Annotated in this window: 18 protein-coding genes; 11 read left to right on the top strand and 7 right to left on the bottom strand. The window is 48.3% G+C overall.

The window, feature by feature from the left end:
* Positions 1 to 527: 527 nt before the first annotated feature.
* The 3 genes from ACO0KW_RS12450 (at position 528) to ACO0KW_RS12440 (ending at position 5,316) form a co-directional block, all read left to right on the top strand.
* Positions 528 to 1,511 (top strand): LacI family DNA-binding transcriptional regulator, encoded by a 984-nt coding sequence (locus tag ACO0KW_RS12450; protein ID WP_423053390.1) that lies wholly within the window; start codon positions 528 to 530, stop codon positions 1,509 to 1,511.
* Complete coding sequence (locus ACO0KW_RS12445) at positions 1,504 to 2,745, top strand: AGE family epimerase/isomerase (RefSeq protein ID WP_423053389.1); 1,242 nt, start codon at positions 1,504 to 1,506, stop codon at positions 2,743 to 2,745. Before ACO0KW_RS12450 ends, ACO0KW_RS12445 begins: the two co-directional genes overlap by 8 nt.
* 207 nt (positions 2,746 to 2,952) lie before the next feature.
* Positions 2,953 to 5,316, top strand: coding sequence for a GH92 family glycosyl hydrolase (locus ACO0KW_RS12440; RefSeq protein ID WP_423053388.1), 2,364 nt, complete (start codon positions 2,953 to 2,955; stop codon positions 5,314 to 5,316).
* A gap of 114 nt (positions 5,317 to 5,430) precedes the next feature.
* Here ACO0KW_RS12440 and ACO0KW_RS12435 read toward each other — a convergent pair whose 3' ends face one another.
* Entirely contained in the window at positions 5,431 to 6,012 is a 582-nt protein-coding gene (locus tag ACO0KW_RS12435; RefSeq protein WP_423053387.1) for an ATP-dependent Clp protease proteolytic subunit, read from the bottom strand.
* Between the two features lie 28 nt (positions 6,013 to 6,040).
* On the bottom strand, positions 6,041 to 9,493 hold the full coding sequence (locus ACO0KW_RS12430) for an EAL domain-containing protein (RefSeq protein WP_423053386.1): 3,453 nt from the start codon (positions 9,491 to 9,493) through the stop codon (positions 6,041 to 6,043).
* Between the two features lie 252 nt (positions 9,494 to 9,745).
* Here ACO0KW_RS12430 and ACO0KW_RS12425 point away from each other — a divergent pair, with 252 nt between their 5' ends.
* The 4 genes from ACO0KW_RS12425 to ygiD are packed head-to-tail and all read left to right on the top strand — an operon-like array spanning position 9,746 to position 12,287.
* A complete protein-coding gene (locus ACO0KW_RS12425; RefSeq protein WP_423053385.1) occupies positions 9,746 to 10,249 on the top strand; it encodes a GNAT family N-acetyltransferase in 504 nt (167 codons plus the stop codon).
* Positions 10,246 to 10,728 (top strand): hypothetical protein, encoded by a 483-nt coding sequence (locus tag ACO0KW_RS12420; protein WP_423053384.1) that lies wholly within the window; start codon positions 10,246 to 10,248, stop codon positions 10,726 to 10,728. Before ACO0KW_RS12425 ends, ACO0KW_RS12420 begins: the two co-directional genes overlap by 4 nt.
* A gap of 25 nt (positions 10,729 to 10,753) precedes the next feature.
* A complete protein-coding gene (locus ACO0KW_RS12415) occupies positions 10,754 to 11,464 on the top strand; it encodes an aspartate/glutamate racemase family protein (protein ID WP_423053383.1) in 711 nt (236 codons plus the stop codon).
* Between the two features lie 22 nt (positions 11,465 to 11,486).
* Entirely contained in the window at positions 11,487 to 12,287 is an 801-nt protein-coding gene (gene ygiD / locus ACO0KW_RS12410) for a 4,5-DOPA dioxygenase extradiol (RefSeq protein ID WP_423053382.1), read from the top strand.
* A gap of 62 nt (positions 12,288 to 12,349) precedes the next feature.
* Here the strand turns inward: ygiD and ACO0KW_RS12405 are convergent, their stop codons facing one another.
* Complete coding sequence (locus ACO0KW_RS12405) at positions 12,350 to 13,201, bottom strand: hypothetical protein (protein WP_423053381.1); 852 nt, start codon at positions 13,199 to 13,201, stop codon at positions 12,350 to 12,352.
* Positions 13,202 to 13,550: 349 nt separating this feature from the next.
* Here ACO0KW_RS12405 and ACO0KW_RS12400 point away from each other — a divergent pair, with 349 nt between their 5' ends.
* The 3 genes from ACO0KW_RS12400 (at position 13,551) to ACO0KW_RS12390 (ending at position 15,820) form a co-directional block, all read left to right on the top strand.
* Entirely contained in the window at positions 13,551 to 13,907 is a 357-nt protein-coding gene (locus tag ACO0KW_RS12400; protein ID WP_423053380.1) for a hypothetical protein, read from the top strand.
* 116 nt (positions 13,908 to 14,023) lie between these two features.
* Positions 14,024 to 14,512 (top strand): MarR family winged helix-turn-helix transcriptional regulator, encoded by a 489-nt coding sequence (locus ACO0KW_RS12395; RefSeq protein ID WP_423053379.1) that lies wholly within the window; start codon positions 14,024 to 14,026, stop codon positions 14,510 to 14,512.
* A gap of 93 nt (positions 14,513 to 14,605) precedes the next feature.
* The gene (locus ACO0KW_RS12390) at positions 14,606 to 15,820 is read left to right on the top strand and encodes an MFS transporter (protein WP_423053378.1); all 1,215 of its coding nucleotides are present in this window, start codon (positions 14,606 to 14,608) and stop codon (positions 15,818 to 15,820) included.
* 49 nt (positions 15,821 to 15,869) lie between these two features.
* On the opposite strand, the gene ACO0KW_RS12385 is transcribed toward ACO0KW_RS12390, so the two are convergent.
* On the bottom strand, positions 15,870 to 17,285 hold the full coding sequence (locus ACO0KW_RS12385) for a protein kinase domain-containing protein (protein ID WP_423053377.1): 1,416 nt from the start codon (positions 17,283 to 17,285) through the stop codon (positions 15,870 to 15,872).
* 140 nt (positions 17,286 to 17,425) lie between these two features.
* Positions 17,426 to 19,552, bottom strand: a complete 2,127-nt coding sequence (locus tag ACO0KW_RS12380; RefSeq protein ID WP_423053376.1) for an SPFH domain-containing protein — start codon at positions 19,550 to 19,552, stop codon at positions 17,426 to 17,428.
* 379 nt (positions 19,553 to 19,931) lie between these two features.
* Here ACO0KW_RS12380 and ACO0KW_RS12375 point away from each other — a divergent pair, with 379 nt between their 5' ends.
* The gene (locus ACO0KW_RS12375) at positions 19,932 to 22,325 is read left to right on the top strand and encodes a DEAD/DEAH box helicase (RefSeq protein ID WP_423053375.1); all 2,394 of its coding nucleotides are present in this window, start codon (positions 19,932 to 19,934) and stop codon (positions 22,323 to 22,325) included.
* 156 nt (positions 22,326 to 22,481) lie between these two features.
* Here the strand turns inward: ACO0KW_RS12375 and ACO0KW_RS12370 are convergent, their stop codons facing one another.
* Positions 22,482 to 24,236 (bottom strand): alkaline phosphatase family protein, encoded by a 1,755-nt coding sequence (locus ACO0KW_RS12370; protein WP_423053374.1) that lies wholly within the window; start codon positions 24,234 to 24,236, stop codon positions 22,482 to 22,484.
* 91 nt (positions 24,237 to 24,327) lie between these two features.
* On the bottom strand, positions 24,328 to 26,559 hold the full coding sequence (locus ACO0KW_RS12365) for a TonB-dependent receptor (protein WP_423053373.1): 2,232 nt from the start codon (positions 26,557 to 26,559) through the stop codon (positions 24,328 to 24,330).
* Between the last annotated feature and the right edge of the window lie 13 nt (positions 26,560 to 26,572).

Below are 26,572 nucleotides of genomic sequence, written 5' to 3'. Positions count from 1 at the left end.
GTCCATCAATAAGATGCGAAGACATCCGCTGCACTTGTCCTGTGCGCTGCACCTAGCGATGCAATTAGAAGATGCGTTACCCCCAATAGCTGGGATGCTAAGGCGTGGGTCGCTGCCTAAAACAGGCACTTGTTTATTCAAAGAAAAATCTGCGTTGAAGTTTGTCGGTGCTTAAGAACTAGCCGACTCTCAGAAAAAAACCTTATGGACTGTGCGCTTGATCCAACATGATTGTTTACTAAACATACTAAACAATTGTCCAAAACCATCTGCCTGTTGCAGACGAATATCCCACGCGGTATAACAGCAGCTATACGTATCAAAATAAACATTGTTCGAATTTGTTTATTAAACTCGGGGTCTGTGATGCAAACTCTCTCTTTACGCCTCTTTCATTTTGTTACTTTCATTGCACTCATAAGTCTGAATTTTGCGATGTCGGTACAAAACAGCTTATCTGTGTTGACGCTCTTGTCAGGACCAGTGAGTCCTTTCTATTTCAACATGCAAACAGCGAAGATAGCCTAATGCCTGCCACGATTCGAGAAATTGCTAAAGCCACGCAACTTTCTGTCGGTACAGTATCGCGCGCATTAAAAAATCAGTCGGGCTTAACCGAAACGACGCGCGCCAAGGTGCAGCAATGCGCACGCGCGCTTGGTTATGACTTTGGCAAACTTAAACAGGGTCGTCTGCGTCGCATTGCATTTCTCTTGCATAGCCAACACAATACTTTATCCAGCAGCCCTTTTTATTCTCCTGTCTTGCATGGCGCAGAAGAGGCTTGTCGGCGCGCGGGTTTGGTATTGTCATTTATCGCAGCGAGCCCGACCGAGCCGGTATTAGAACAAATTCGCCTCCATCAAACTGACGCTATTTTATGCGCGGGTTTTTTTGAACCTGAATTGCTGGCAGCCCTACGTGATACAGGCAAACCCATTGCTTTAATTGATCTGCATGCCCCCGGGTATAACTCTATCAATCCGGATCATCGATTAGGTGGTTACCTAGCCACCAAACATTTAATTCAATGCGGCCGCAAACGCATCGCCATGCTATCTGGCTCTTTGGCGCACTATAGTGTGCAGGAACGTTTGCACGGATTTCGCAAAGCCTTATACGACGCCCGCATGTTAGCGAATCCGGCGTTAGAAATTTGTATTCCAGCGCAGGTGAACCATGTGCAAGGTGTCAACAGTGCGATGCAAGAATTGCTCGCACTTTCCCCACGCCCCGATGCCATCTTTTGCTACAACGATAGCACTGCGATTTTAGCGATGCGGCATTGCTTAGAGGCGGGCCTAAAAGTACCGCATGATATTGCCATTATTGGTTTCGACGACATTAGTACCGCAGCCATGAGCGTTCCTCCACTCTCGACGATAAGAGTAAATAAAGAAGCCTTAGGTGCCGCGGGAGTGGAACTATTACTGGAGCCGACCAGCGTATCGGCCGTACAAAAAATTTCCCCTGTCGAACTCGTCATGAGAGAAAGTAGTTCAGATGAATAATCCTTCCAAGCTGCCTGAGCTACCTGAGCTACCTAACTTTAAGTGTCCCCATTTTCTACGTGAACATATCGCCAAAACGATGGCGTTTTATCATCCCAACTGCATCGACCCCAGCGGTGGTTTTTATCATTACTTCAAAGATGATGGCCAAGTCTATGATCCCTACTCACGGCATCTGGTTTCAAGCACCCGTTTTATCTTTAATTATGCGATGGCCTATCGTCACTTTCAGAATCCTGAATACCTACAACAAGTTGAGCATGGAATCCATTTCTTGAGATCTGTTCATCGCCATTCAGATACGGGTGCTTATGCCTGGCAATTGACTTGGAAAAATGGTGAAAGAAATTTGATCGATGCGGACAATCATTGTTATGGTCTGGCATTCGTGATGCTCGCGTATGCGCATGCAATGATGGCGGGCGTCACCTCCGCCCGGGAGTATCTGGCAGAAACGTTCGCTCTCATGGAGGAAAAATTTTGGGATGCCGATGCCGGTCTGTATGCCGATCAAGCCAATGAAGATTGGTCTGAACTACGACCGTATCGCGGCCAGAATGCGAATATGCATAGCTGCGAAGCATTGCTAGCCGCTTTTCAGGCAACGGGTCATCTGCCATATCTGCACAGAGCAGAAGTCATCGCGTATAACATCACCGTACGTCAGGCCAATTTAGCAGATGGCATGATCTGGGAACATTACCACGCCGACTGGCGCATTGATTGGGAATTCAACCTGCACGACAAAGCGAACTTATTTCGGCCATGGGGATTTCAACCCGGACACTTCACGGAATGGACAAAATTACTCCTCATACTCGAGAACTATCGAGCGCAACTGCGACATGACACAAGCTGGATATTGCCACGGGCGCGCACATTATTCGATACCGCCTTCTCCGTTGCTTGGGATCAGCAACATGGAGGTATCCACTATGGATTTGCGCCCGACAAAAGTATCTGTGACGGTGACAAGTATTTTTGGGTACAGGCAGAGAGCATGGCGGCAGCGGCTTATTTAGCGCAACGCACGGGCGAAGAAAAATATTGGTCGCATTACCAAGACATTTGGGAATACAGCTGGCAGCACATGATTGATCATCAATATGGTGCTTGGTTCAGAATATTGACCGTTGATAATCAAAAGATCAGCGATGAAAAAAGTCCTGCAGGAAAAACTGACTATCACACCATGGGTGCTTGTTATGACATTTTAAAAGTGCTGGCAACATGAGCGCACCACGCTTTCCCAGCACTATTTGTATTGGTGAAGCACTCGCCAATATGCACCACATCATGATAGAGGAATGACGCAGCGCGAGAATTACATGAAGTCGAACGACAACCCAAAAAAATAGGGTGATGAAATTTAAGACCAGGTCACACTTACCCAGATCACACTTACCCAGATCAATCAAGAAACGCTAAGAATGGAGAAACTATGCAATTTAGGATGCCTGCAAAACTGACAGTCGCTTTGGTGTTAGTCGCCTTATTGACGACCTCGGCCTCCCTCGTGGCGGCGCAGCCCGCTGCACAAAGCAGCAAGGATATGCGTCCGGTTGCGGCGGTCAATGTCTTCATTGGTACTGGCGGCGATGGCCATACATTTCCAGGGGCGACGCGACCGTTTGGGATGATCCAACTGAGTCCTGACACGCAAGTACGCCACTTTCGCCAAAGTTATCCCTGGGCTGCAGGCTATCGTTATGAAGACGATAGTATTTTAGGTTTTTCGCATACGCATTTCTCAGGCACAGGGCATTCTGATTTGGGTGACGTTTTATTGATGCCCTACACCGGTGAAACCAAACTGGAACCAGGCTATCCTGAACGTGCGCATAGTGGTTATCGCTCACGTTTCAGCCATCAGGATGAACAAGCCGAGCCGGGTTATTATGCCGTCAAATTATTGGATCATGATATCAAGGTTGAGCTCACGACTAGCGAACGCGTGGGCTTGCATCGTTATCGCTTTCCGCAAGGTAGTGAAGCAAAAGTGATCATGGATTTGCGCAACAGCATTTACGATTACAAAACAAAAAATCTGTGGAGTAGTGTGCGCATGCGCGATGCGCAAACTATGACTGGCATGCGCATCACACGTGGTTGGGCTGCGGGTCGCCAGCTCTATTTTGCCATGCAATTCTCGCGTCCGATACAACAGCGCGCGATCTACAATCGCGAGGATGCGGTCGAATATCGTGGCTTTGCGTCACCCGGCAATGGTGCCAATGACAAAGTTCGGTTTGAGGGTAAAGCATTAGTCGGGGCACTTGAGTTTGGCATACCTGACAATCAAGAACTCTTAGTCAAAGTCGCGATCTCTGCAGTCAGCGAAGAAGGCGCACTCGATAACTTAAAAGAAATGCCCGGCTGGGATTTTGATGCCGAACGCACGAAAGCCAGTCAAGCGTGGAATCAGGCACTGTCCAGTGTAGAAATTCAGGCGGCACCAGAAATGCGCACGATGACGTATACCGCTTTGTATCACAGCATGATGGGGCCAACTTTGTTTATGGATAGCGATGGTCATTATCGTGGTCCTGATAATCAAGTACATCAAGCCAAAGACTTTCGCTTTTACTCGACTTTCTCGCTGTGGGACACCTATCGCGCATTGCACCCCTTGCTCACCCTGATTCAGCCTGCGCAAAGAAATGCCGACTTCGTCAATTCGCTCATCGCCTCCCAACAAGTCAGTCCAGAAGGAATCCTGCCCGTGTGGCAATTTCATGGTTTAGAAACGTGGTGCATGATAGGTTATCACGCCGTGCCAGTGCTGGCCGATGCGTATATGAAAGGTATCCCCGGCTTTGATGCGGAACAGGCCTTAGCAGCGATGGTTAAAAGCGCCGAATATGGCCCCTACGGCGGGTTACAGCATTATATGAAGTATGGCTATGTACCGATTGATTTAGAACCAGAAGCCGCCTCTAAAACGGTGGAGTATGCGTTTGATGACTGGACGATTGCGCGCATGGCAGAAAAAATGGGGAAAGCGGATGTCGCTGCCAAATTCTATCAACGTGCGCAGAATTATCGCAATGTGTTCGATACAAAAACGGGTTTCATCCGCGCCCGAAAATCGACCGGGGAATTCCGTGTTCCTTTTGATCCTGCTGTTTCCAATTTCGGCAGTGATTACACCGAGGGCAGCGCTTGGCAATATTCGTGGTACATGCCGCATGACAATGCAGGCTTAATTAGTTTGCTCGGTAACGAAGCGGCCGCTAGTGCAAAAATCGATCAAGTATTCGATGCCAAAGTCGATGAAAAAATCTATGCCCACATGGAAGATATTTCTGGTCTAATCGGGCACTACGCCCATGGCAACGAGCCTTCGCACCATGTCGCTTACTTGTACAATTATTTCGGTGCGCCGTGGAAAACCCAACAACGACTGACACAGATCGTACAAAGTCAGTATCAAAATCGCCCTACCGGTTTGGCTGGCAACGATGACTTAGGCCAAATGTCGGCATGGCTCACTTTTGCAGCGCTAGGCTTTTATCCCGTTGCCCCTGGCAGTAATGAATACATCATTGGGCGACCATTCTTAAATAAGGCGGTGTTGCATTTGCCGAACGGGAAAAATTTTACTATCCGCGCCAATAAATTGTCCGATAAAAATACTTTTATTGCTAGTGTGACGCTGAACGGCAAAGCACTAGAACGCAGTTATCTGACCCATCAGGAAATTTTAGCGGGTGGCGAATTGGTATTCGTGATGCAAGCGCAGGCAAATACTTCTTGGGGCAGTAGTCTGGCGGCTCGGCCTTATTCGCAAACGGCTTACCGGTAATGTAGATCTAAGATCAGAAAAAAAACGCAGCAGGCCAATTGCCATGCTGCGTTTTTTGCGCACTGAACTGCTTTCGTCGTGCTCGCTAACGATCGGTCGCTCGGAATCGCGCGATTAGGCGTCTAATTCACTCTGTTGCACAATAATCCGTGAAACCAGCCCATATTCTTTTGCTTCGACCGCGCTCATCCAATAGTCGCGCTCGATGTCATTGGTCACGCGTTCTAAAGTCTGACCAGATTCTTTCGCGATCAATGCTGCAATACGCTCGCGGATCTTCACAATTTCACGTGCCTGGATCGCGATATCCGTTGCCTGACCGCCAGCGCCACCGCTAGGCTGATGAATCAAGAAACGCGTATTTGGCAAACACACGCGACGCTCTTTTGGCACCGACAGAAACACGTTCACCGCAGCGCTACCGACCCAGCCTGTACCCACTACCCGCACTGGTGCTTCGATAAAACGAATCATGTCATGAATCACGTCGCCCGACTCCACGTGTCCACCGGGTGAAGAGACCAATAAAGTAATCGGCTCTTTCGATTCGGCTGATAAGGCGATTAAACGCTTACTCACTTCTGCTGCCAATTTATCGTTAATGGTGCCAAACACTAATACCGTGCGCGATTTAAACGCTTTTTCTTCTAAAAATGGGCTTGCGGCTGGTGCTTGTTTTTCGTTTTCTTCGGACATAAATTTTTCTCACTGAAACAATAAGGGACTAAACCGACATGCTACTCGATTTTGTGTTGGTTGCGCTCAGCAATGCTGCATTTGTCGCAGGCTGTTGCAAGTGCAACCAAGCTTTTTCGCTTTGCCATTTCTCTGCCCATTGCATAAATTGATCCGCTGGCATAGGGCGTGCGATACCGTAACCCTGTGCCAAGTAGCAACCTAACGCCAGTAAGGCTGCACCGTGTTCCAGCGTCTCGACGCCCTCGGCGATGACTTCGCGATGAAACGCGTTGGCGAGCCGGATCACGCCTTCAACGATGCCCAAATCCTCACTATCTAGCAACATATCACGCACAAAACTCTGGTCAATTTTGAGCGTATCTATCGGCAATTTACGCAGATAAGTGAGCGACGAATAGCCAGTGCCAAAATCGTCTAGGGAAAAATGTACGCCAAGTTGGCGACAGCCATTCAGAATATCGACAGCTTGCTCAATATCAGCAATCGCTGCGGTTTCCAACACTTCCAATTCAAAGAACTGCGGTGGAATTGTCGGATGTTGTGATAAGGCAAATGCGAGGTGATCGGTGAAATCACGTTGAATTAAATGATCGGCACTAATATTCACGCTGATACGCAGTGGCAAACCTTGTTGATGCCAGCGTTCGCCTTGGATCAGAGCTTGTTCTATCACCCATTCACCAAGCTTATGGTCAAGCGGGCTGCCTTGAATATACGACAAAAATTCCGCCGGGGGCAAGACTCCCCGCTCAGGATGCACCCAACGTATCAAGGCTTCTGCACCAATAATACGACCGTCACGTAAATCTACTTTGGGTTGGTAGTACAGAACGAACTCCTGATTCGTCAACGCTAACATCAATAGTTCTAAATAGCTACGGTGGAATTGTGCTTTTCTGTCGCTTTCTGGATCAAATAAATGATACCGATTTTTACCCGCATTTTTTGCGATATACATGGCCTGATCCGCATGCCGCAATAGACTGTCGGTATCCACGTTATCGTCAGGATAGAGGCTCACGCCAATACTGGCAGAAACATTCAAGACGACGTCATCCACTTTAACAGAGCGACTTGCAGCAATCAAAATCCGGTTCAGAATTTGCACACTTTCCATAGAATTCTTAATGTCGGATAACAGAATCACAAACTCGTCACCACCCAATCGCGCTAGCGTATCGTTAGATCTCAACACGACTCGCAAGTGTTCGCTAACACCAATTAACAATTGATCCCCGACGTGATGACCGTACTGATCATTAATGGCTTTGAATCCATCCAAGTCAAGAAAACATACGGCCAATAAACTTTGATCACGTTGCGCGCGTATCAGCGCTTGCCCTAAACGATCACCCAACAGACGCCGATTCGGCAAACCAGTCAAGGTGTCGTAATGTGCGATTTTATCGAGCTCTGCTTCGTGTGCTTTCAATTGACTAATATCGGAAAAAACACCGATAAAATGCAAGATGACTCCGAACTCATCACGCACTGTCGAGATGGACAGCAACTCTATATATTCCTCACCCGACTTACGACGATTCCAAATTTCCCCGCGCCAGAAATCTTGCTTAATCAGATCAGTCCACAAATGACGATAGAACTCTGACGTATGTCGACCTGATGACAGTATTTTAGGACTACGCCCGATGACTTCCTCTTCGTGATAACCAGTAATCCGGGTAAACGCCGGATTCACCTTACTGATCAAACCATCGATACTCACCATCATGATGCCTTCATAACTACTGGCAAACACGGTGGATGCATCTTTCTGCACTTGCTCTAATTGTTTACGCTCACTAATGTCGGTGTGCGTGCCTGACATCCGCGAAGGTTTACCGTTGGCATCCCATTCGACAATACGGCCGCGCGTTAGCACCCAACGCCATTCACCCGACTTCGTCAGACAGCGTAACTCCATCTGATGGCTGGAAGTTTCTCCAGCCAGATGCTTCTGAACAGATATATGTGCCTTTTCCAAATCTACCGGATGCACATATTTCGCCCAGTTGTCGAGACTAGTGTCTAGCTCGCCAGGAGCATAACCGAGCATGGTTTCCCAGCGCGCGCTGACATCAAATTGATTAGTTTCAAGATTCCAATCCCAATAGCCCTGATCCGTCCCCTCCAGCACACGGGCCAATTGCTTCTCTCGCTCCTGAAGAGCATTTTGTGCCAATTGCATCTCCGTCAGGTCGCGCCCAAATGCCATATAGCGGCCATCGGGCAACCGTGTGGTAATCACTTCTACCTGCACTTGGGTGCCATCCCGCCGAACGATAGGCCAATCACGACGAATGAATTTTTCTTGCTCTAATTGGCGTAAATGGGCATCCAATTTCAGTTTGCTAGCATCGACTAGGAGATCAGAAATCGACATACCTTGTAATTCATTCAAACTGTAGTCGATGAGACGACAGGCTGCGGGATTGGCAAATAAAAACTGGCCTTGTGGATTCGTGATCCATATCGCATCACCCGCTTCTTGCAATACCAGTCGCAAATCTTCTTCGATACGTTTTCTTTCGCTGATATCATGAGAAATGCCAAACAAACCCACAACTTTGCCATCCTCATCGAATAGAGGGCCTTTGGTCGCGAGGTAGATATGCTTTTTGCCAGAACGGGTGTGGAGATAGGCTTCATGCGATTGCGTCACCCCATGTTCAAATATTTGCTTATCCTTTTCCTTGATAAACGCCGTCGTTTCTTCATCAAAAAAAAGACTGTCGTCAGCGCCCAAAACTTCCTCTAAAGGGCATTCCAAAAAACTAGCAATGGCTTGATTCGCCAGCACATAACGTCCTTTTAAGTCCTTCACATAGACCGCGTCAGTCGTGCCTGTGACAATGGCGTCAAGTAAGCGTCGGTGTTTATCATCGGTCGCTTGTGAACGCTTTAATAACTCACTCAGAAAGCTAATCGCTAATCCATTCAAAACGAAAAAGAACCAGCGAAATTGCTCCCATGGGTTAGCAAAACTCGAATTGCCATCAGCGTCGACCGAAAAAAAGTAGATGCCAGAAGCGGCCAAACTGGTTGATAGTAGACCTGGCCAGAAACCACCAAGCATGGCACTCAGCACAATTGGAAAGATGAACAGAATTAGTGTGGGTCTACCTTGCATACCAGCGAGTATGGTTCGGTGTAGCATGAACATGGCAAGCGTCAAAATGAGCGTCAATCCATACACCAGCCATGGTGAATGACGGCGCTGGCCAGCACCTTCTGCAAGAATATTGAGCAAGCTACTTGAACGCGCCCGTTGCTCTGGCGGTACCGCATGTAGAGAGAAATAAAATAACGTGGCAGTTGCGATTACAAAAAAAATGCCCTTGACCGTCGATAACCACAGCATCTCGCTATAGTCGACAAACAATGCCAACAGATGGTCGGACAAAAAAATCCATCCCAATGCGAACACGATATAAATCAATGTTGCAAACAAAATAAAATGTCGGCGTGTTAAACCCATCGTAGACTTTTTCCGGTAGAAAAGTATCAGGCTTAGATTGCCTGAAATCTTGCTACAGGTCTATGATTAAATACAAGCAATCAAAAGCAATTCAACTAAGACGAGGTTGAGAGCCAACATAAGGATTCATATTTCACCTTCTCCAATATAAATCTTGTTATGTAATGACAACTTTCACGCGGCGCACGGCTCTGGTTGATTCGTAGCATAATTCGACAATCAATCTTATCACTGCTTTCAGACTATTATTTTATGCAAATACGCCCCGCCACAATTGACGACGCAGAAGCACTCAGTCAGCTGTTATACAGCGTGACTTCTTATTTCACTATTCATCCAGATGGCAAGGGTGCAGAGCAATTTTTCGAGACCATCACGCCAGCCGCGATGGCGCAACGACTGCAGTCTGCGCAGTTTCAGTATTGGGCAGGTTGTGATCTCAACGGACGCCTGATCGGTGCAGTTGGCATACGCGATAATACGCATCTATATCATTTATACGTGGCAGCAGATCAGCATCGACAAGGCTATGCCAGCCAACTCTGGGCGCATGCTAAGCAAGCGGCGATGGCCGCGGGTAATCCTGGAGAGTTTACGGTCAACTCGTCCTTGTATGCAGAAAAATTGTATCTGGGCTTAGGCTTCGTACCCACTGCAGAAAAACAAGAAATGCACGGATTAGCATTCATTCCTATGCGCTTGCAAGCGACATCCACCAATCAACAAGATCAACTCCCCTTGCCAACAGCAATATGATGCGTAACAACAACCAATCCCAACCATGGAGGACAACCCTGATCGGATTAGGCTTAGGGTTTAGTTTGATGTTAATCGCTAGCTCTTTGCCAGCCCAGGTATTAACCCAGACCGACAAAGATCTCGGACATGGCTATCACTTTCAAGAATCGCGTCAGATCAATGTGGCGGGACGCTGGCATAGCGACCGCAGTTTCAAGTTTTTGTATTTCGAGAAACGTCATCTGTGCCAATGTACAGAATTTAGCATCGCCGATGATGGCAGGTTTGCCATCTATCAAATCAGCGGCTCAAAAGAAATCATGAGCTTTGAGCGTGATAAAAATAAGGTGCGCGCTTATCCCAAACTACCAGCAGGGAAACTAATTCAGGTGGTGTGGGGGAAAAATCCCAGAAAAGTGGAGCTGCATATTTTGCCACCAGAAGCTGCGGCGACTGAGCTCGATAAGATCATCAAAAAAACGCTGTCCCTACGTTAAAAAGAAACATTGAGAAAGAATACGCATGAAGACACTAGGCTTAATCGGTGGCATGAGTTGGGAATCGACGATTCCTTACTATCGTCAAATTAATCAAACAGTGAAACAACACCTCGGTGGTTTGCATTCGGCCAAAGTTATCATCTATAGCGTAGATTTTCATGAAATTGAAATCCTGCAACGCAGCGGTGATTGGGATCAGGCTGGCAAAATGTTGGCCGACGCAGCGTTGAATTTACAGCGCGCTGGTGCGGACATGCTAGTCCTATGCACCAACACCATGCACAAAGTCGCCGCGGCAATTGAAGCTGCGGTGAACATACCCTTGTTACATATTGCTGATCCGACTGCCAAGGAAATCAAAGCGCAAGGACTACACAAAATTGGCTTACTCGGCACGAGGTTCACGATGGAACAAGCATTTTATAAAGATCGCTTGCATAGCCAACATGGCCTGCAAGTACTGACGCCCAACGCCGCCGACCGCGATATCGTACACCGCATTATTTACGAAGAACTTTGCCTGGGAACGATCAACCCATCCTCACAGCAAGACTATATTCGGATCATGAACGATCTGGTGCAGCAAGGGGCGCAGGCGATTATTCTGGGGTGTACCGAAATTTCACTGTTGGTACAAGCAGAACACGCGCGCGTGCCTTTGTTCGATACCACGGTTTTGCACGCCCGCGCAGCAGCCGAATGGGCTTTGCGCGACCATACATCATTTAGTTAATCATTCTCGATCTGGAGCCTTCATGACTGCATCTAAACAACCCGCCATCTTCCTCGGTCATGGTAGCCCGATGAATGCGCTGGAAGACAATCAGTTCACGCAAGCCTGGCAAACCCTGGGGCAGCGCTTTGGTAAGCCCAAAGCAATCCTAGCAATTTCCGCCCACTGGATGACATCGGCGGTCGCGGTCACTGCCATGACGCAGCCAAAGACTATCCACGATTTTGGAGGCTTTCCACCCGCACTGTTCGCTGTGCAATACCCGGCACCTGGCGATCCGGCACTCGCGCAACGGGTTTCAAACATGCTGGCACCACTGGCGGTTCAACAAGATCAGAGCTGGGGACTAGATCACGGCACTTGGTCAGTTTTAGTGAAGATGTATCCTGATGCAGACGTGCCTGTCGTGCAGTTAAGTTTAAATATGCACGAAGGCGAGGCATTTCACTATGCCTTGGGACAAAAGCTGGCGGCTTTACGAAATGAAGGTGTGATGATCATCGCGAGTGGTAATGTTGTCCACAACTTGCGCCGTCTCGATCCGCGCGCTGGCGACGGTCACGGTGGCTTTGATTGGGCACATCACTTTAATGATCAAATCCGCAATGCAATTGAACAACGCGATTTCGCGGCGGTGGTCAACTATCAGCAATTCGGAGCCAGCGCTGAATTGTCGGTGCCCACAGTTGAGCATTACTTACCATTGCTGTATGTGCTAGGTGCGGCCAGCGCGAACGATCAGTTAGAAATACTATGTGATGCGTTGGTGATGGGATCGATCAGCATGATGTCGGTGGTCGTACACGAGGAAGCCGCAACGTAAACCTGTAAGCTAGCAAGCGAACGCGTCAACTAAGATGGTGTTTAGAATTGTGTACTTAGCACTTAGCGTTTAGGCTTGGCGAACTCTGGGAATTCTTCCAGCATAAATGCTTCTAATTCGGCACTGTCTTGGACTCGCGCCGACAAATTCACGACGCGTCCGAGGCGGTTCGATTCCCAATGGAAATCGCCTTTGTAATGGGTACGTATAATTTCTATCATCTTACGTACCATTGCCAGATCCAGATTGCCACCGAGACCGGCATCCACTTCTATCGTTTGCTTCCAGCCATTGGTATTTACCTTCCAGCCTCGGAAGGTGAAGGTTCCTACCCGTACACTTTTACTGACGATTTGGAAGACACCGCTGGTGCCATCTTGACCACTAGCTTGTTGCATACTGCGACGCACGTTGGCTTCCGCGATTTGTTGTGCGCTCAAGCCGCGCTGGCCTTGTTCGGCAGCACGATTTTCAGCGGCAGCGGTCGCCTCAGCTTGTTGCCGCCGTTCGCGTGCGGCGTTCAACATCGCCGCCATATCGGGCACATCTTCGTATTTTTTGGGTGGCTCAACGACCACATTCGGATCCACAATCGCATTCGGATTCGGTGGACTGGTGATGGTTTTTTTTGCGGCACTAGATTTCACTGGCTGTGATTTGGCAGCCGCTTTTTTGGGCAGAGGTTCACCCTTTTTGACTTGCTTCAGTTTCTCCATGATAAACACCATCGGTCCACCAACCGGTTTTCCATTTTGTATATCAGCCCGGATTTTTAGCATTAAATAGAAAAACAAGGCATGCATCAGCAATACAAGCGCGATCGCGATCAGGCGGCGTGGCCTGATCCTTAGCTGGATAAAAATGACACCCTGTTCGTCTAGCTCGCGCTCTCTTGCGTTTGTGTACAACTTCATGCGTTCTGATTCAAATTGCTATGCTAATGGTGAAAAATACGTGTAGAAAATTCGCATGGGATTTTCATGGAAGTTCGCAAGGATACCTCAATCTGAGCTGCGTGCTTGTATCAAAGCATTGCAGATGAGAGATTTACTTACAATTTCGGACTTTTCTTTGGGCATACCAATTGTGTTTTTACGCAAGAGATATAACAAATGGTGGTGCCTAAAGGGTATTACGACCAAGAATGAAAAGGCCGCTACCCCAGCGCACAGTACTGTCACAATATTCACGACACGTACACCTCACATTTGCTAACAATGCATGACTTGTTACCGCATGTGCTCATCACTACGCAGTAAACACATGCAAGCCACCATTTCTCATCCCTATTTCATTGAGCGGGACACGATATGTTATGTGAACAAGACGACAACAATGATATTGGCGATATCAAAAATGCGATTCAATCTGACCTTGCACGAACTAGTCAGTTCACATGGCACTTTGCGTCAGCGCATTTACTTAAGTTTGTCTGAAATATTGGTCGTCAGTATCGAGGGATTGGTCAATGGCGGTCGTTGGAAAGCCTTCACCGCTGCCAACTATCTGGATTTAATGGAAACGCATTGCTTTGGGAACTACAGCGACACAGATTTAGTGGATCTGTTGTCCAATTTGAAGAATTTAAATTTGAACTGGCGCACTCTTTCCTTTTTGTAGCCGGCTTCAGCGGGCTAGCCCATGCTGAACGGAGCAATTCATTTTAGTTGTGATTGACAACAACCAAATCAACAGTCTATGATTTGGTTGTCATATACAACTAGATTGGAATCATTATGCAAACCCTAGACTCTTCCGGTTCTCTGGTGCGAGAAGTCAGTCGTTTGTTCGTGCGTTCACAGCGAGCCCAGACCGCCTGTGTCGATGGCGCGTCAAACGTGCAATGTCATGTGTTGACGGAATTATTGCGCGTCGATGGCATTACGCAACAAGCCCTGGCCGAACGTTTATCTCTCGATAAAGCCTGGATCAGTCGTGCGGTGGAATCACTGGTGAGTGATGGCGTGGTATCAAAACTCCCGAATGAGCAAGACAAACGCAGCGTGCAATTAAGCCTGACACCACTGGGTCGGGTGCGTGCCGAAAAACTAGAAAGCGCATTGAACACCCATGCGGCACAAGTCTTTGATTTGATTCCGAAAGACAAACACGCTCAACTCACAGAATCCTTACACATCTTAATTGATGCCCTACGCCAAAATCCATTTGTTAGCAACAGCAGCAGCGCTACCGCTGATCCTGCTAACACGCAAGAAATGCGATAGCACCAGTCGCATTTTCACTGTAAACGACGTCGCCTTCGAGCGACTTCAAGCGGCGACAGGCCTCCGCCACATTTTGCGCAACAGACTCAGGATATGATGTTTAAGCACCCCTCTCGCTACAAAACCATAGGCATACTCGCGATCACGCAAATTCTGTCTTGGGGTATGTTGTATTACACCTTCACTATCCTTGCGCCAGCAATCCTGAAGGACACGGGCTGGCATCCTGAAATGATTTTTGGTGCGTTTTCCTGGAGTCTGTTAGTGGCCGGTATGATCGCCCGCCCAGTCGGAGCTTTTCTGGATAAGCGCGGCGGCAGACTAGTGATGAGTAGCGGTTCTGTCGTATGTGCATTGGGCTTATGGATGCTCAGTAGTAGTCATGCGATGTGGATGTATTTTCTGGCATGGTCAGTGCTCGGTGTGTCGATGGCATTAACGCTTTATGAAGCCGCTTTCACCACCATCATCCAGGAATTTATGGCGGATAGCCGAAGGGCAATTTCCACATTGACGCTGTTTGCCGGCTTTGCCAGTACGATATTCTGGCCGCTGACTTTGCAGTTAAGTCAGCATTGGAGTTGGCGCGAGATTTTGCTGTTTTATGCGGCATTACAGCTATTCGTTTGTTTCCCCTTGCATACGCAATTGAGCCCACGCCGCCAATCCAAGTCACTGACCGCCCAGACCTCCGAATCAGGCACGCTTAAAGCGAAGGGCAAAACCGATCTCAGTTTAAAAGAAGCCTTACAACATCGCGCGTTTTGGAAATTGGCATTGGCGTTTGCCGCAAATAGTTTTATTTTTTCCGCACTCTCAGTACACTTGATTTCACTCTTAGTACGCGATGGGCATAGCGCCGTACTGGCAGTCACGTTGGCGGCATGGATAGGCCCCGTACAAGTCGCTGGCCGTATCGCTGAAATGACTTTCGCCCGGCATCTTTTACCGCAGAGTGTAGGAAAATTCGCGTTCTCAGCATTGCCCCTAGCACTGCTAGTCTTGCTGTTTTTTGGTCAGCAAGCCTGGATTGTTGGACTGTTCTGTCTGCTGTACGGACTAAGCAATGGGATCATGACGATCGTGCGGGGGACGATCCCGCACGCGCTATTCGGCTCAGAAAATTACGGTGCAATTTCAGGTGCGATATCTGGCCCAGCCTTGGTGGCGAAAGCAGCAGGTCCATTGCTGTTAGCATTATTGATGGAAATGAATAGTACAGCCTTGCCCGCATTGACGGTGCTACTCTTGTTTTCAGTGATTTCTTGCTTATTGTATTTGGCCGCAATCGCGGCTAGTCGACGTTGATCGACACTTAGTAAGATTAATCGAGATTCATTCCCGTATCTGCAGGGGGTCAAAGTGACTGGCCACGCTCTTGACTCAGTGCCGCCAAATAACGCTGTGCCTCTTCCCAGCTGACATTACTGACTTGCACCCGATCTAGCGATTCTGGCTTTAAGTTCTCGCGCTGTGCGGTTTGCAGCAGGCGCAATTCCGCCGCTTTTTGACGTCGTTCCGATTGCGCCAATTGTTCCAAACGCTCAACATCTCGCAGACGTTTTTGTTTTTCAACCAAAGCATGCAGCGCCGCGGATGCTTGTTGGCGGCGCTTTAGTTCTAATTCTTTACGTAAGCGTCTTTGCTCTGCCCGCTGTTGTGCCGCGAGATCGGCTGGCGATAGTGATACAGACATTTCAGTGTAAAGTGCAGCACCCGCTTGCTTAACCTGCTGAGGATTAACCGAAGCCGACATCGCTTCTAACAAAGCTAAAGCACTTTCTGGCCGCTCGCTCGCAGCGTAGGCGAAGCCACTTTGCAAGACGCGCCACTGGGTCGCACTCAGGCATGCCGGTGGTTTAGCCTGTTGCTGCGAATGATGATATTCACCGAACGGCAACACGCCTTCTACTAATTGATAAATCATGATCGCCATGGCATACACATCTAAAGCGGGCGTAAACTGCGCTTGCTGATTGCCAGCTTCCGGTGCGCGATATCCCGCCGTTCCGGCATGGGGAGATTGATCGCGGGCCAAACCCGACGTATGCGCGCCGGCGTTAGTTTGATGATGCATACGCACCAAACGTGCCGAAATTCCAAAATCAAGTAGCTTGACCTGCCCTTGCTTGGTTAAAAGCAAGTTGCCCGGTTTCAGATCTCTGTGCACCAGTTTGTGTCTATCCCACGCATAGTGCAAAGCATGCGCAACTGGGAGCAACATTTGCAATACTTGCGGCCACGTACAGCGTTGATGTTTGCGCAGATAACTATCGAGATCTTCACCCTCTAAATATTCCATCATGATGAAATAGCTATTGGTCGCCGGATCACGTCCCCAGTCATACACTCGGACAATATTTTCGTGCGCGAGTTTGCGCACCAGAGATGCTTCTTCAATCAGCAAACGCGTATGCAGAATACTTTGGGTAAATTGTGCTGGCAGGATTTTTAGAGCGAGTTTTTCACTATGGCCTAAGGCCGCTTGCGTGGCGAGATCTGTGACCTGCCAGACTTGCCCCATCCCGCCCTGACCGAGCAGACGCTCCAGCTTGTAACGCTTAGATTGCGCGCCAATTTCTTGTCCGGCAATAAAACCTAGATCAGTGTCATCGCCAGAAGTCTCATGATTTGCATTCGCGCTTAGTCTGCCGTTCGGCGCGAATTCACTATCGAGGATGGCATTTTTTCTTTGTTCAAACTCGTGCTGACTGAGTAAGCCCTCATTCAACAGATCACGCAATTCTCGAATTTTTTGTAAAGGCTTTTGCATGATTTGAATAAACTTAAGAACGACATCGTGATACACAACTAATGGACTGCAGATTTCGACTTAGCTGCAGCTTATTGGAAGCTTATTGGAAGCTTATTGGAAGCTTAGCGTCAACCCAATTTCTGCTCACCCAAGCAACTCTATTTCTGCCCGCCAAATTGCCAGGCACTGCGCGATTGACCAAATCCCTGTGCCATAGTCAAATCAATTTGATGTCGTCTTTGCAGATCAGTTTCTCTTTGTTCGCGCTCATCATTCAATCGTTCTTGCAGCATTTTCATGGCTTGCTCCAGACTCATGCCTTGCTGTATCTGGGCCATCGCACTCATCGCCTGCGCAGCGTGCGCAGATTGCCCGGCCTGCGTTGCCAAAATCTGCTCCGCACTCATATTCGCCTGCGTCTGCAATTTCATGATGTCGGCGAGTGCCGCCGCATTACCGATGTCGGCGGTAGCGATCTTGCCGGTTTCGCTAAAATTGGCGATCGCGCTCATGCGTTCAATCTCCGCTTTCGCTAAAAACAATTGATGATCGCGTTCCCTTTGTATCGCTTGCAGTTGCCGATCTTGCGCCTGTTGTTCAAAGCGGCCATGCGCTTCTATCGTCCGTAATAATTTTTCTTGCTGCGCCAGAGCGCGTGCGTGTTCTTCCTGCCGTTGCAAACTCACCAATTGATCTCGGGTTTGTGCCACTTTCAAATCGGTATCAACATCTTTCACACGCGCTTCACGTTGCAAATCACGCTGACGTTGTTGGTGTAATTCTTGTTCCCAATCCTGCATACGCTGAAATTCACGTGCTCTGACTTCAGTCTCCAAACTGATGACGATCAAGCGATTCTTTTGACGCTCGTCTTCCAGTGCTTGTTCTGCCTGTTGCTGCCGCAGTTTTTGTTCACGCTGCGCTTGGGCGGCATATTGTGCCGTTTGTTGCTGTTCGTGTTGATCGGCAATCAAATAGGACTGCGCAATCTCATGTTGCAATTGATTCTTTTGAATTTGTTGTGCAATTTCTTGCTGCAATAATTGCGCCGCCTGTGCGCTATGCAATTGCGTCAGTTCCGATTCCGAACGCATTTTGATGCGCGCCAAGGTTCGCACATGCAACCATTGATCCGCCTCATTCTGGCGTTGTTCAGATTGATTTTTTAAGTGATGTTCAAGCGCACGAATAGTTTCTGCGGCACCACGGTCTAGCGCCTGTTGACGCGTCGCCGCTTCAGCCACTTGCGCATACAGCGCTAATTCGCGCAAACGTATCGTTTGCAAACGTTCAGATTCATCTTGCTGCAACTTGGCACGACTCAGGCGTTTCTTCGCCTTATCATGTTCGCCCTGCAAATACAGCCAGCCCAGATCTTTACCAAATTGCTGACGCATTTCTTCATGTCTGTAGCGCAATCGGACTTGCTCTTCTTGCTTAGCAATCCTTTGCCATTCACGTTCGCTATAGGAAGCGTCGGCCAGCTTGCCTTGCTCAACTTGCTGTTGTTGCGCATCGAGCTGTAAGCCCTTCAAGATAGTTTGCTCACTCAGCTTTTCGCGTTCGGCAGATAGCTTTTCATGGCGTAATTCTTGCGCCGCAATTTCCGTCGCTGCAAAGCCATAAGTAGCCAATTGCTGATTCATTGCCGCCAGCAAGTGTTCGTTCAATTGTTGACGCAAACCGGACTGATCTTCAATAGCGCGCAAGCTTTGTGTGCTAAGCCATGCTTGCATCGATTGCTGCAACATGGGCAGCAATAATTCCTCGAGCTGACGCGTCGTCAAGCGCCCTGCAACACCCATAAAATGTCTAGCAAATTGCTCTGTCTGTTCGATTTTGATACGCATCAGACAAGCAGCTTTGACTGGCAAAAATTCTGCCGTATGTAAGCCTTCTACGGAAAAATGCAAGGCGAAGGGCAAAGAACGTGTAATCAAAATCTGTATGGGCTTTTCTTGATCTAAAGCGTGGGTTTTACGCTGTAAACCCGCGACATCGTAATCGCCAGCAAACAACTCGAGGCTGCGTCCATTTTGCAAAACAAAGGCCCGTGCTCGCGCAGGTATTTCGAGTGCGCTTTGCGTCAACTTGCTGACAGAGCGCAAACCAAAAAAAAGTGCGATCTCATCATCCGCAGGCAGCCAATGTTGTTGCCGCATGATGGCCTGATGCGTAGGGCTACCCAATTGCAATCCACATTGCGCGCAAAAATCTGTATTCGCCAGATTCGCATGATCACAGCGCACACACTTTATCTTCGACAAACCAAATAGCTTGAGCATACCGAACTCCATCCTGCCAAAACGACACTAAGTTGATACAACAATGGCACTAAAACCCATCTTGCACTGAGGAAAAAGAATAGCATTCGGCCTCAATTTGATAGGCTCGAATAGAAGGAGAAAAGCCTCTCAAATCATGATTAGTAACGTTTACACATCCCGCAAAGAAATCCGTCGCAGGCAGGTAGATTTACCGCAAAAATATTCTTTTGATATCTCGAAGCCGCCTATTTAGGGCCTAAATAGGGTTTTTTAAGGTCAAATAGTGAAAGCAATTAGGTAGAAACCGTATCTAAGAGTAAACTACGGCCTTATGCTTTTTCGTATCCTGCGAGAAACGCGCCTCTTGTACCCGATGTTCCTCTAGTGAGCCCGCCCCATGTCTGAAGCCAACCTATCCCCGACTATCACCTTTGCCGATCTGCAATTGAGTGAAGCCATCCAACGCGCACTGCGCGACGTTGGTTACGAATCGCCATCGCCGATTCAAGCCGCAACTATTCCAACCTTGTTAGAAGGCCGTGACGTCTTAGGTCAGGCGCAAACAGGTACAGGTAAAACTGCTGCGTTCGCGCTGCCGATTCTGTCGAACATTGACATTCGTCAAACTGCACCGCAAGCACTGGTCTTAGCACCAACGCGTGAGTTGGCGATTCAGGTGGCGGAGGCATTTCAGACTTACGCTAAACATATTCCTGGCTTTCATGTCTTGCCGATTTACGGTGGTCAAAGCTATGGTCCGCAATTATCCGCATTGCGTCGTGGTGTGCATGTGGTGGTGGGTACGCCGGGTCGTGTGATTGACCATTTGGATAAAGGCTCACTCGATTTATCTCAGCTCAAAACCTTGGTGCTGGATGAAGCCGACGAAATGTTGCGTATGGGCTTTATCGATGACGTAGAACGCATCTTAAAAGAAACACCAGATGGTCATCAGACCGCATTGTTCTCCGCGACCATGCCTTCCGTGATCAAGCGCATCGCCCAAACGTATTTGAACAAGCCTGCCGAAATCACGGTCGCAGCGAAGACCGGCACTGCCGACAATATTCGCCAACGTTATTGGTTAGTCAGCGGCATGCACAAGCTCGATGCGTTAACACGTATTTTGGAAGCTGAAACTTTCGACGGCATGATCATCTTTGCTCGCACTAAACTAGGCACTGAAGAGCTGGCTTCCAAATTGGCAGCACGTGGTTTCTCAGTCGCTGCGATCAATGGCGATATTCAACAGCAACAACGTGAACGCACGATTCAACAATTAAAGGATGGCAAGATCGATATTCTGGTCGCGACTGACGTCGCGGCGCGTGGTCTGGACGTAGAACGTATCAGCCACGTCGTCAATTACGACGTACCACACGATCCAGAAAGCTACACACATCGTATCGGTCGTACTGGTCGTGCTGGCCGTAGCGGTGAAGCGATTTTGTTCATCACGCCACGTGAAAAAAATCTCTTAACAGCGATCGAACGTGCAACGCGCCAAAAAGTGTCGCCTTTGGAATTGCCGACCATACAAGCAGTCAATGACGTGCGTATTTCGCGTTTTAAAGATCAGATCACTGAGACTTTGGCACAGGGCGAACTTGAACAATTCTTGAACGTGATCGCAGAATATGAAAGCGAACACAATGTCCCTGCATTTGAAATCGCCGCTGCATTAGCGAAGATGGCACGTGGCGACGAGCCACTGCTGCTGGACAAAAATAAACGCGAAGTCAAGAGCGACGATAGCTGGCGCGACGAGGCGCCTTCACGTAGCAGCCGTACTGAACGCGGTGATCGTCCCGTACGTGGCGATCGTGGCGACAGCAATGAGCGTGGTAGCCGATTTGGCGACCGCAGTGATCGCGAAAGCCGCGGTCCACGTCGTGAGCACAGCCCACGTACTGCTGAACCTGGCATGCGCACGTTCCGTATCGCGGTAGGTCATGAGCACGGCGTCAAGCCAGGCAATATCGTCGGCGCGATTGCGAACGAAGCGAACATCGATTCCAAACATATCGGCCGCATTGACATCTACGACGATTACACGGTCTTAGATTTACCGGAAGATTTGCCAAAAGATATGTTGTCGCATTTAAAGAGCGTGCGTGTCGCGGGTCAAGCACTGAACATCCGCGCTGATGGTGAAGCTGCAAGCAGCAACGACGACGCACCACGTAAGTTTAGCGAACGCAGCGATCGCACTGAGCGCGCTCCACGTGCCGAGCGTACAGAACGTAGCGACAGTTTCGAGAAAAAAACTGACCGCAGCAAACTCGACAAAGTCGTCGAACGTGCAGCCACATTCCCAGCCGATGAAGCCCCAGCCAAAGCCGACAAAAAACGTGCAGACAGCAAAGGCAAAGTCGCAATTCCTATGCAAACTTTCCGCATCGAAGTTGGCAAACAACACGCAGTCACACCAGGTAATATCGTTGGTGCGATTGCGAATGAAGCTGGTTTAGATGCAAAGTTGATCGGTCATATTGGTTTGTTTGACGAGTACTCAACAGTTGATCTGCCAGTCGGCATGCCAAAAGACATCCTCACGCATTTAAAAGGCGTATGGGTCGCTGGTAAGAAGTTAGACATCAAAGAAATGGGCGCTAGCACCATGTTGGTGAATGCCAAACCAGTGCCTTTGAAAGAACGCATTGCCGGTGGTAATCGCCGTGTTGCTGAAAAGGATGCAGCACCACGCGTCAAAAAACCAGCAACAGCACGCGGTGGTAGCAGTAGCCGTTTTGAAACAGTTAAAGGCGTTAGTAAGGCGAAGAAGTATTGATGTTCTAGTGCCGTATCTGTAGACAAAAAAACCGCCTGACTGGCGGTTTTTTGTTATTCAAGTTCATCGCTAAGTTAGGTTGCTGGCAGTCCCCAAACTGTCAAACTGGATATGCCATCTTCACCAATCCGCGCCTAGGCTCAAGACGTACCAAGCCTACTTAGCTCTAAAATCAAACAAATCCATCAAGTCCCCAATGGCCGGGCGATTGAGTGGTACGTAAGGATTCTTTTTATCGCTCACCGGATTAGGAAGATTATCCCTGCTGCGCTTAGACAGCGGTGATAAACGCCAATTACGTTGTATGAATTTCAAAATGGAGGCGTGATTGTAATAAGTGTGATCAACATGTCCTTTCTTGGAGAACGGTGATACCGCAATTAATGGAATCCGTGTACCGTCACCAAAAAAATCAATCAACTGAACATAACCAGAGTCATAGTAACCGCCACCTTCATCAAAGGTCACTAAGATAACCGTATCTTTCCAAAGCTCGGGGTTGCTTTGAACGCGTGTCACCACGTCCGCCACCAGCTCATCAAAATTGGGTTGGGTGGCGTAACCAGGATGCCCCGATATGCTGTCGTAGGGGGCGATAAAAGATACAGCAGGAAACGCCTTGGCATCTTTTACGTCGACGTAAAACTGGCTGAGGTCTTGCAGCTTTTCCTTATCCGGTCCTGTCATCGTCGAGGTAAAGAAACTCGGTGTATCGCACATGGCGCAATATTCTTTGTCGACGGTTTTGCCGTCATTACGACCGCCGGTATACCATTTCCAAGACACGGAAGCGGCGCTTAAGGCGTCACCGATATGTGGCATGGTTTGCGGTGGTATCGTGAAGATCGTATCGCCAAGCGGCATCGCCGCGCCTAGTGGCGTATATCCTGGCTCCATGTTATTGACCATATAGTAGGTGTCTGGTTCGCAGTTGCCCTGTCTGAAAGCAGGATAGGGCAATTTTTTCAATAAGGTCTTGATGCCGATGACACCTGGCTCTTGATCATCCGCACACTTCACATAAGTGCCGCCACGATAACCGTCTTCGGTGTACCAATTATTCGTGTTCGCTTGTGCGTCTGGGTTCTCGATCTGCTTCTTTGGTGGTGTCGCCGCCTTGATGCCGTCGGTATAAAATGCCACATCTGCGGTTGCCAGCGCAAAGTAATTCGCGGTCGTGCCGCCCATGATAGGCTGATGATAGTTGTCAGAAATGGCGTAGGTATCTGCTAGTTTCTTAAAATACGGTGCATCGCCAGTTGCCATATTATAGAAGCCCATCGCGATAGCGCCTTGATAGGTACGCCCCGCCGCTATCGGTGCTGGTGCGTTGCTAGGACCAACACCAACCGTCTCAGCGGTCCATACAAACAAATCGTTTTTGCCGCCATTGACTTGCTGCCACATCTGAAAGAAACGATGTATCGGATCACCGGTATGCGCACCATAGCTGACGTGATGGGTGATTTGAAACGGACCGTTTGGCATCTTTGCAGGGAAGCGATTGTCTGGAATATCTTTGCGCTGTCCAAAAGCACCCGCCGCATAAGGCTGCGGCAAATGGGTATAGCTTGCATTGACTTCGGGTGTCGGACTGTAGGTCCCAAAATTACTTGCTAGTTTTTGGCTGGCTAAAGCAAAGTTCGGCCCCGGTGTGCCGTCCTTTTTGACGATGCCTTTGGACAGTAAATTCGCAATACTCTGTCCTTTTTTCGGCTCATATACACCGTACAAATTATCAAAAGTCCGATTTTCTCCGACGATGACAATCACATGTTTGATCGGTGTCGTAGTGTCTTTGTCGCGCGTAGCGGTAGTGCTACTCGTTTGCGCGTGCAACCATGCTGGCATCAATGCGACCCCGACCACAGAGCAGATCAATGACCATTTGGGATTTACTATTTTTTTCATGTTTTCTATCCTTCGTGCTCAAATCAACAACGCCGGCTTTCATTTTTTAATGAAAGCCGGCGCTCGTTTCAGTATTGACTTTGAAAAAGTTTTACAGCTTCGCGGACAAACTCAAAAATACTTGACGCGGTGCACCTGTCAACAAGGTAGCAAAGCTACCGGTTGTATCGGACGTGGCGAAACCATTCGAGCCTATCGTGCTGTAGTACTTGGTGTTTGCCAGATTCGTGACGTTGACTTGAATCGATACGTCTTTCAAACCAGCCAAAGTTTTTTGCTTCACACCAAAAGCCAAATTGCTCAACCAGAACGATGGTGCATTGCCATCGTTCAAATACGTGTAGTAACGCTTATCCGTAAACTTGGTGCCGATACGTGTGAAAAAGCTCTCGTTTTCCCACGTCAATTCCGTATTGAACATGGTCTTAGGTGCATCAACGACTTGCTTGCCTTTGACAGGAATGATCACTTTATCCAGATAGTTCGATTGATACTGTGAATCATTGTAGGTATAGGAATTAAACCATGACAATTCGTTCGACAACTTCCAGATCAGCACCGCTTCCAAGCCGTTGGTCGCCACTTTACCCACGTTAACGAAGGTATTTGGACAGCCTACGATACCTGCACAGTTAGCGACATTCAGTAAGCGATCTTTGAATTCGGCATGATAAAGCGCGACGGAGCCTTGTATATCGCTACGTTTGAAACGATAACCAAGATCGATAGAAGTCGAAGTCTCAGGCTTCAATTGTGCCACGCTAGTATTAAATGCCGTTTGCGTTTGCGAGAATGGACCAGAGACGCCTGGTTGATATGCGCGCATGTTTTCGGTTACAGACGCGAAAATTTCATCCTCTTTGCTGAGTTGATATTTCATGCCAACCTGCGGCAAGAAATTTTCTTTGGCAGTGATGGAGCCTTCTGCACGTGTGCCGACCAAGTTCTTCGCATCGATCTTCACTTTTGGCGTCTTGAAGCCAAAGTTCAACGCCAAAGCTCCGTTCAACAATTCGACGGTATCTTGGACATAGAACTGGGTCGTGGCCGTATCAAAGTTCTGCTTAAAACCAGTTGCAATTGGATTCCGTAGGAAATAATTTTTGTTTGATCCATCAGTGACAGCATAAAAATTACGCGTCAAGGTATGGTCACTATTTTCCAACCAAAAACCGGCCTTAACGAAGTGCATGCCAATGTCCATATTCAGATCACTGATCAACCCTGATCGATTGATTTCATACTCAGTGGTACGAATCGAAATGGGATCGGTCTTCGAAGTGGCTGTGTAAGGTGTGTACCAATGACCTTGACCTTCATTGCTATGGTGGTAAACCGTTGTTTTGAGTTCTGTGCTATCACTTAACTTCCAGCTGAAAGTCGCACCAGCCAGCTTATCTTTACGCAAACCACTTCCTTCATAGTAGGCATCATCAAGATTGTTAACGCCACCAGTAAAGATACCTTTTGCCGCGTTTACAGCACGCTGCCAATCTGGTGCATAGTTATCCCAGTCCCAACCTAAACGTTTAGTCATTTCCAAAGACATATCTTGGTAATCGACTTCTTTGCGGTCGGAATAATTGAAGAACGCATCCAAACGGTTATCGCCGAAATTCTGCACTAACTTAGAATTGAATTGGTCTTGATTTTGTTCGCCCGCACCTTTGGTTTTTTCCGTGCGATGACGAGTCACGCTAAAGGCAAATTTTGTACCGCTATCAAGTTTTCCTGAATCGAGACGCGCAAACGTATGGGAGGTTTTGTTACTACCAAATGTTTGTTCACCACTCAACGTAAACGTATCACTAGGCTCGGCAGAAAAGAACTGCACGGTGCCGCCTAAGTTGCTAGTCGATGCCGTCGACAAAGAACCTGCGCCTTGCGACAAACTCACACGACCTAAGTTTTCTGCTGAGATCGCACGACTAATGTGCAGACCGTTATTGTTACCGTAGCTCATATCACCGAGCGGCACGTTATCCAAAGTAAAACCCAATTGATTTTGACTAAAGCCACGTACACTAAAACGCGTCGACCATTCATAGCTGCCAAATGGATCGGCAGACTGAAACGATACACCTGGCAATTTGTCCAAGGTCTTTAGAGGGCTAGTACCAGGCGTCACTTTGGTTAAGTCACTGCGATTGATATTTTGTACCTGACGCGATTGTCCTTGACCTAATACCGTGACCGTTTCGACTTTCACGTCGAGCTCATTGTTATTGCTGACATTGGTATCGATCACCGCCGCATGCGACATGACCGCTATCGCCTGTATGACCATGAAGCAAAGTGGCTTTAACATCAATTGAGGTTTCATTTTCTCGTCCGAA

The organism is Undibacterium sp. Ji22W (assembly GCF_049340305.1).
Lineage (GTDB): Bacteria > Pseudomonadota > Gammaproteobacteria > Burkholderiales > Burkholderiaceae_D > Undibacterium.
This window is presented reverse-complemented; position numbering and strand designations above follow the sequence as displayed.

What these genes read in the sequence shown, in the direction of transcription:
- ACO0KW_RS12450 (WP_423053390.1), top strand. Translation starts at nt 528, where the DNA reads ATGCCTGCCACGATTCGAGAAATTGCTAAAGCCACGCAACTTTCTGTC.
- ACO0KW_RS12445 (WP_423053389.1), top strand. Translation starts at nt 1,504, where the DNA reads ATGAATAATCCTTCCAAGCTGCCTGAGCTACCTGAGCTACCTAACTTT.
- ACO0KW_RS12440 (WP_423053388.1), top strand. Translation starts at nt 2,953, where the DNA reads ATGCAATTTAGGATGCCTGCAAAACTGACAGTCGCTTTGGTGTTAGTC.
- ACO0KW_RS12435 (WP_423053387.1), bottom strand. Translation starts at nt 6,012, where the DNA reads ATGTCCGAAGAAAACGAAAAACAAGCACCAGCCGCAAGCCCATTTTTA.
- ACO0KW_RS12430 (WP_423053386.1), bottom strand. Translation starts at nt 9,493, where the DNA reads ATGGGTTTAACACGCCGACATTTTATTTTGTTTGCAACATTGATTTAT.
- ACO0KW_RS12425 (WP_423053385.1), top strand. Translation starts at nt 9,746, where the DNA reads ATGCAAATACGCCCCGCCACAATTGACGACGCAGAAGCACTCAGTCAG.
- ACO0KW_RS12420 (WP_423053384.1), top strand. Translation starts at nt 10,246, where the DNA reads ATGATGCGTAACAACAACCAATCCCAACCATGGAGGACAACCCTGATC.
- ACO0KW_RS12415 (WP_423053383.1), top strand. Translation starts at nt 10,754, where the DNA reads ATGAAGACACTAGGCTTAATCGGTGGCATGAGTTGGGAATCGACGATT.
- ygiD (WP_423053382.1), top strand. Translation starts at nt 11,487, where the DNA reads ATGACTGCATCTAAACAACCCGCCATCTTCCTCGGTCATGGTAGCCCG.
- ACO0KW_RS12405 (WP_423053381.1), bottom strand. Translation starts at nt 13,201, where the DNA reads ATGAAGTTGTACACAAACGCAAGAGAGCGCGAGCTAGACGAACAGGGT.
- ACO0KW_RS12400 (WP_423053380.1), top strand. Translation starts at nt 13,551, where the DNA reads ATGCAAGCCACCATTTCTCATCCCTATTTCATTGAGCGGGACACGATA.
- ACO0KW_RS12395 (WP_423053379.1), top strand. Translation starts at nt 14,024, where the DNA reads ATGCAAACCCTAGACTCTTCCGGTTCTCTGGTGCGAGAAGTCAGTCGT.
- ACO0KW_RS12390 (WP_423053378.1), top strand. Translation starts at nt 14,606, where the DNA reads ATGATGTTTAAGCACCCCTCTCGCTACAAAACCATAGGCATACTCGCG.
- ACO0KW_RS12385 (WP_423053377.1), bottom strand. Translation starts at nt 17,285, where the DNA reads ATGCAAAAGCCTTTACAAAAAATTCGAGAATTGCGTGATCTGTTGAAT.
- ACO0KW_RS12380 (WP_423053376.1), bottom strand. Translation starts at nt 19,552, where the DNA reads ATGCTCAAGCTATTTGGTTTGTCGAAGATAAAGTGTGTGCGCTGTGAT.
- ACO0KW_RS12375 (WP_423053375.1), top strand. Translation starts at nt 19,932, where the DNA reads ATGTCTGAAGCCAACCTATCCCCGACTATCACCTTTGCCGATCTGCAA.
- ACO0KW_RS12370 (WP_423053374.1), bottom strand. Translation starts at nt 24,236, where the DNA reads ATGAAAAAAATAGTAAATCCCAAATGGTCATTGATCTGCTCTGTGGTC.
- ACO0KW_RS12365 (WP_423053373.1), bottom strand. Translation starts at nt 26,559, where the DNA reads ATGAAACCTCAATTGATGTTAAAGCCACTTTGCTTCATGGTCATACAG.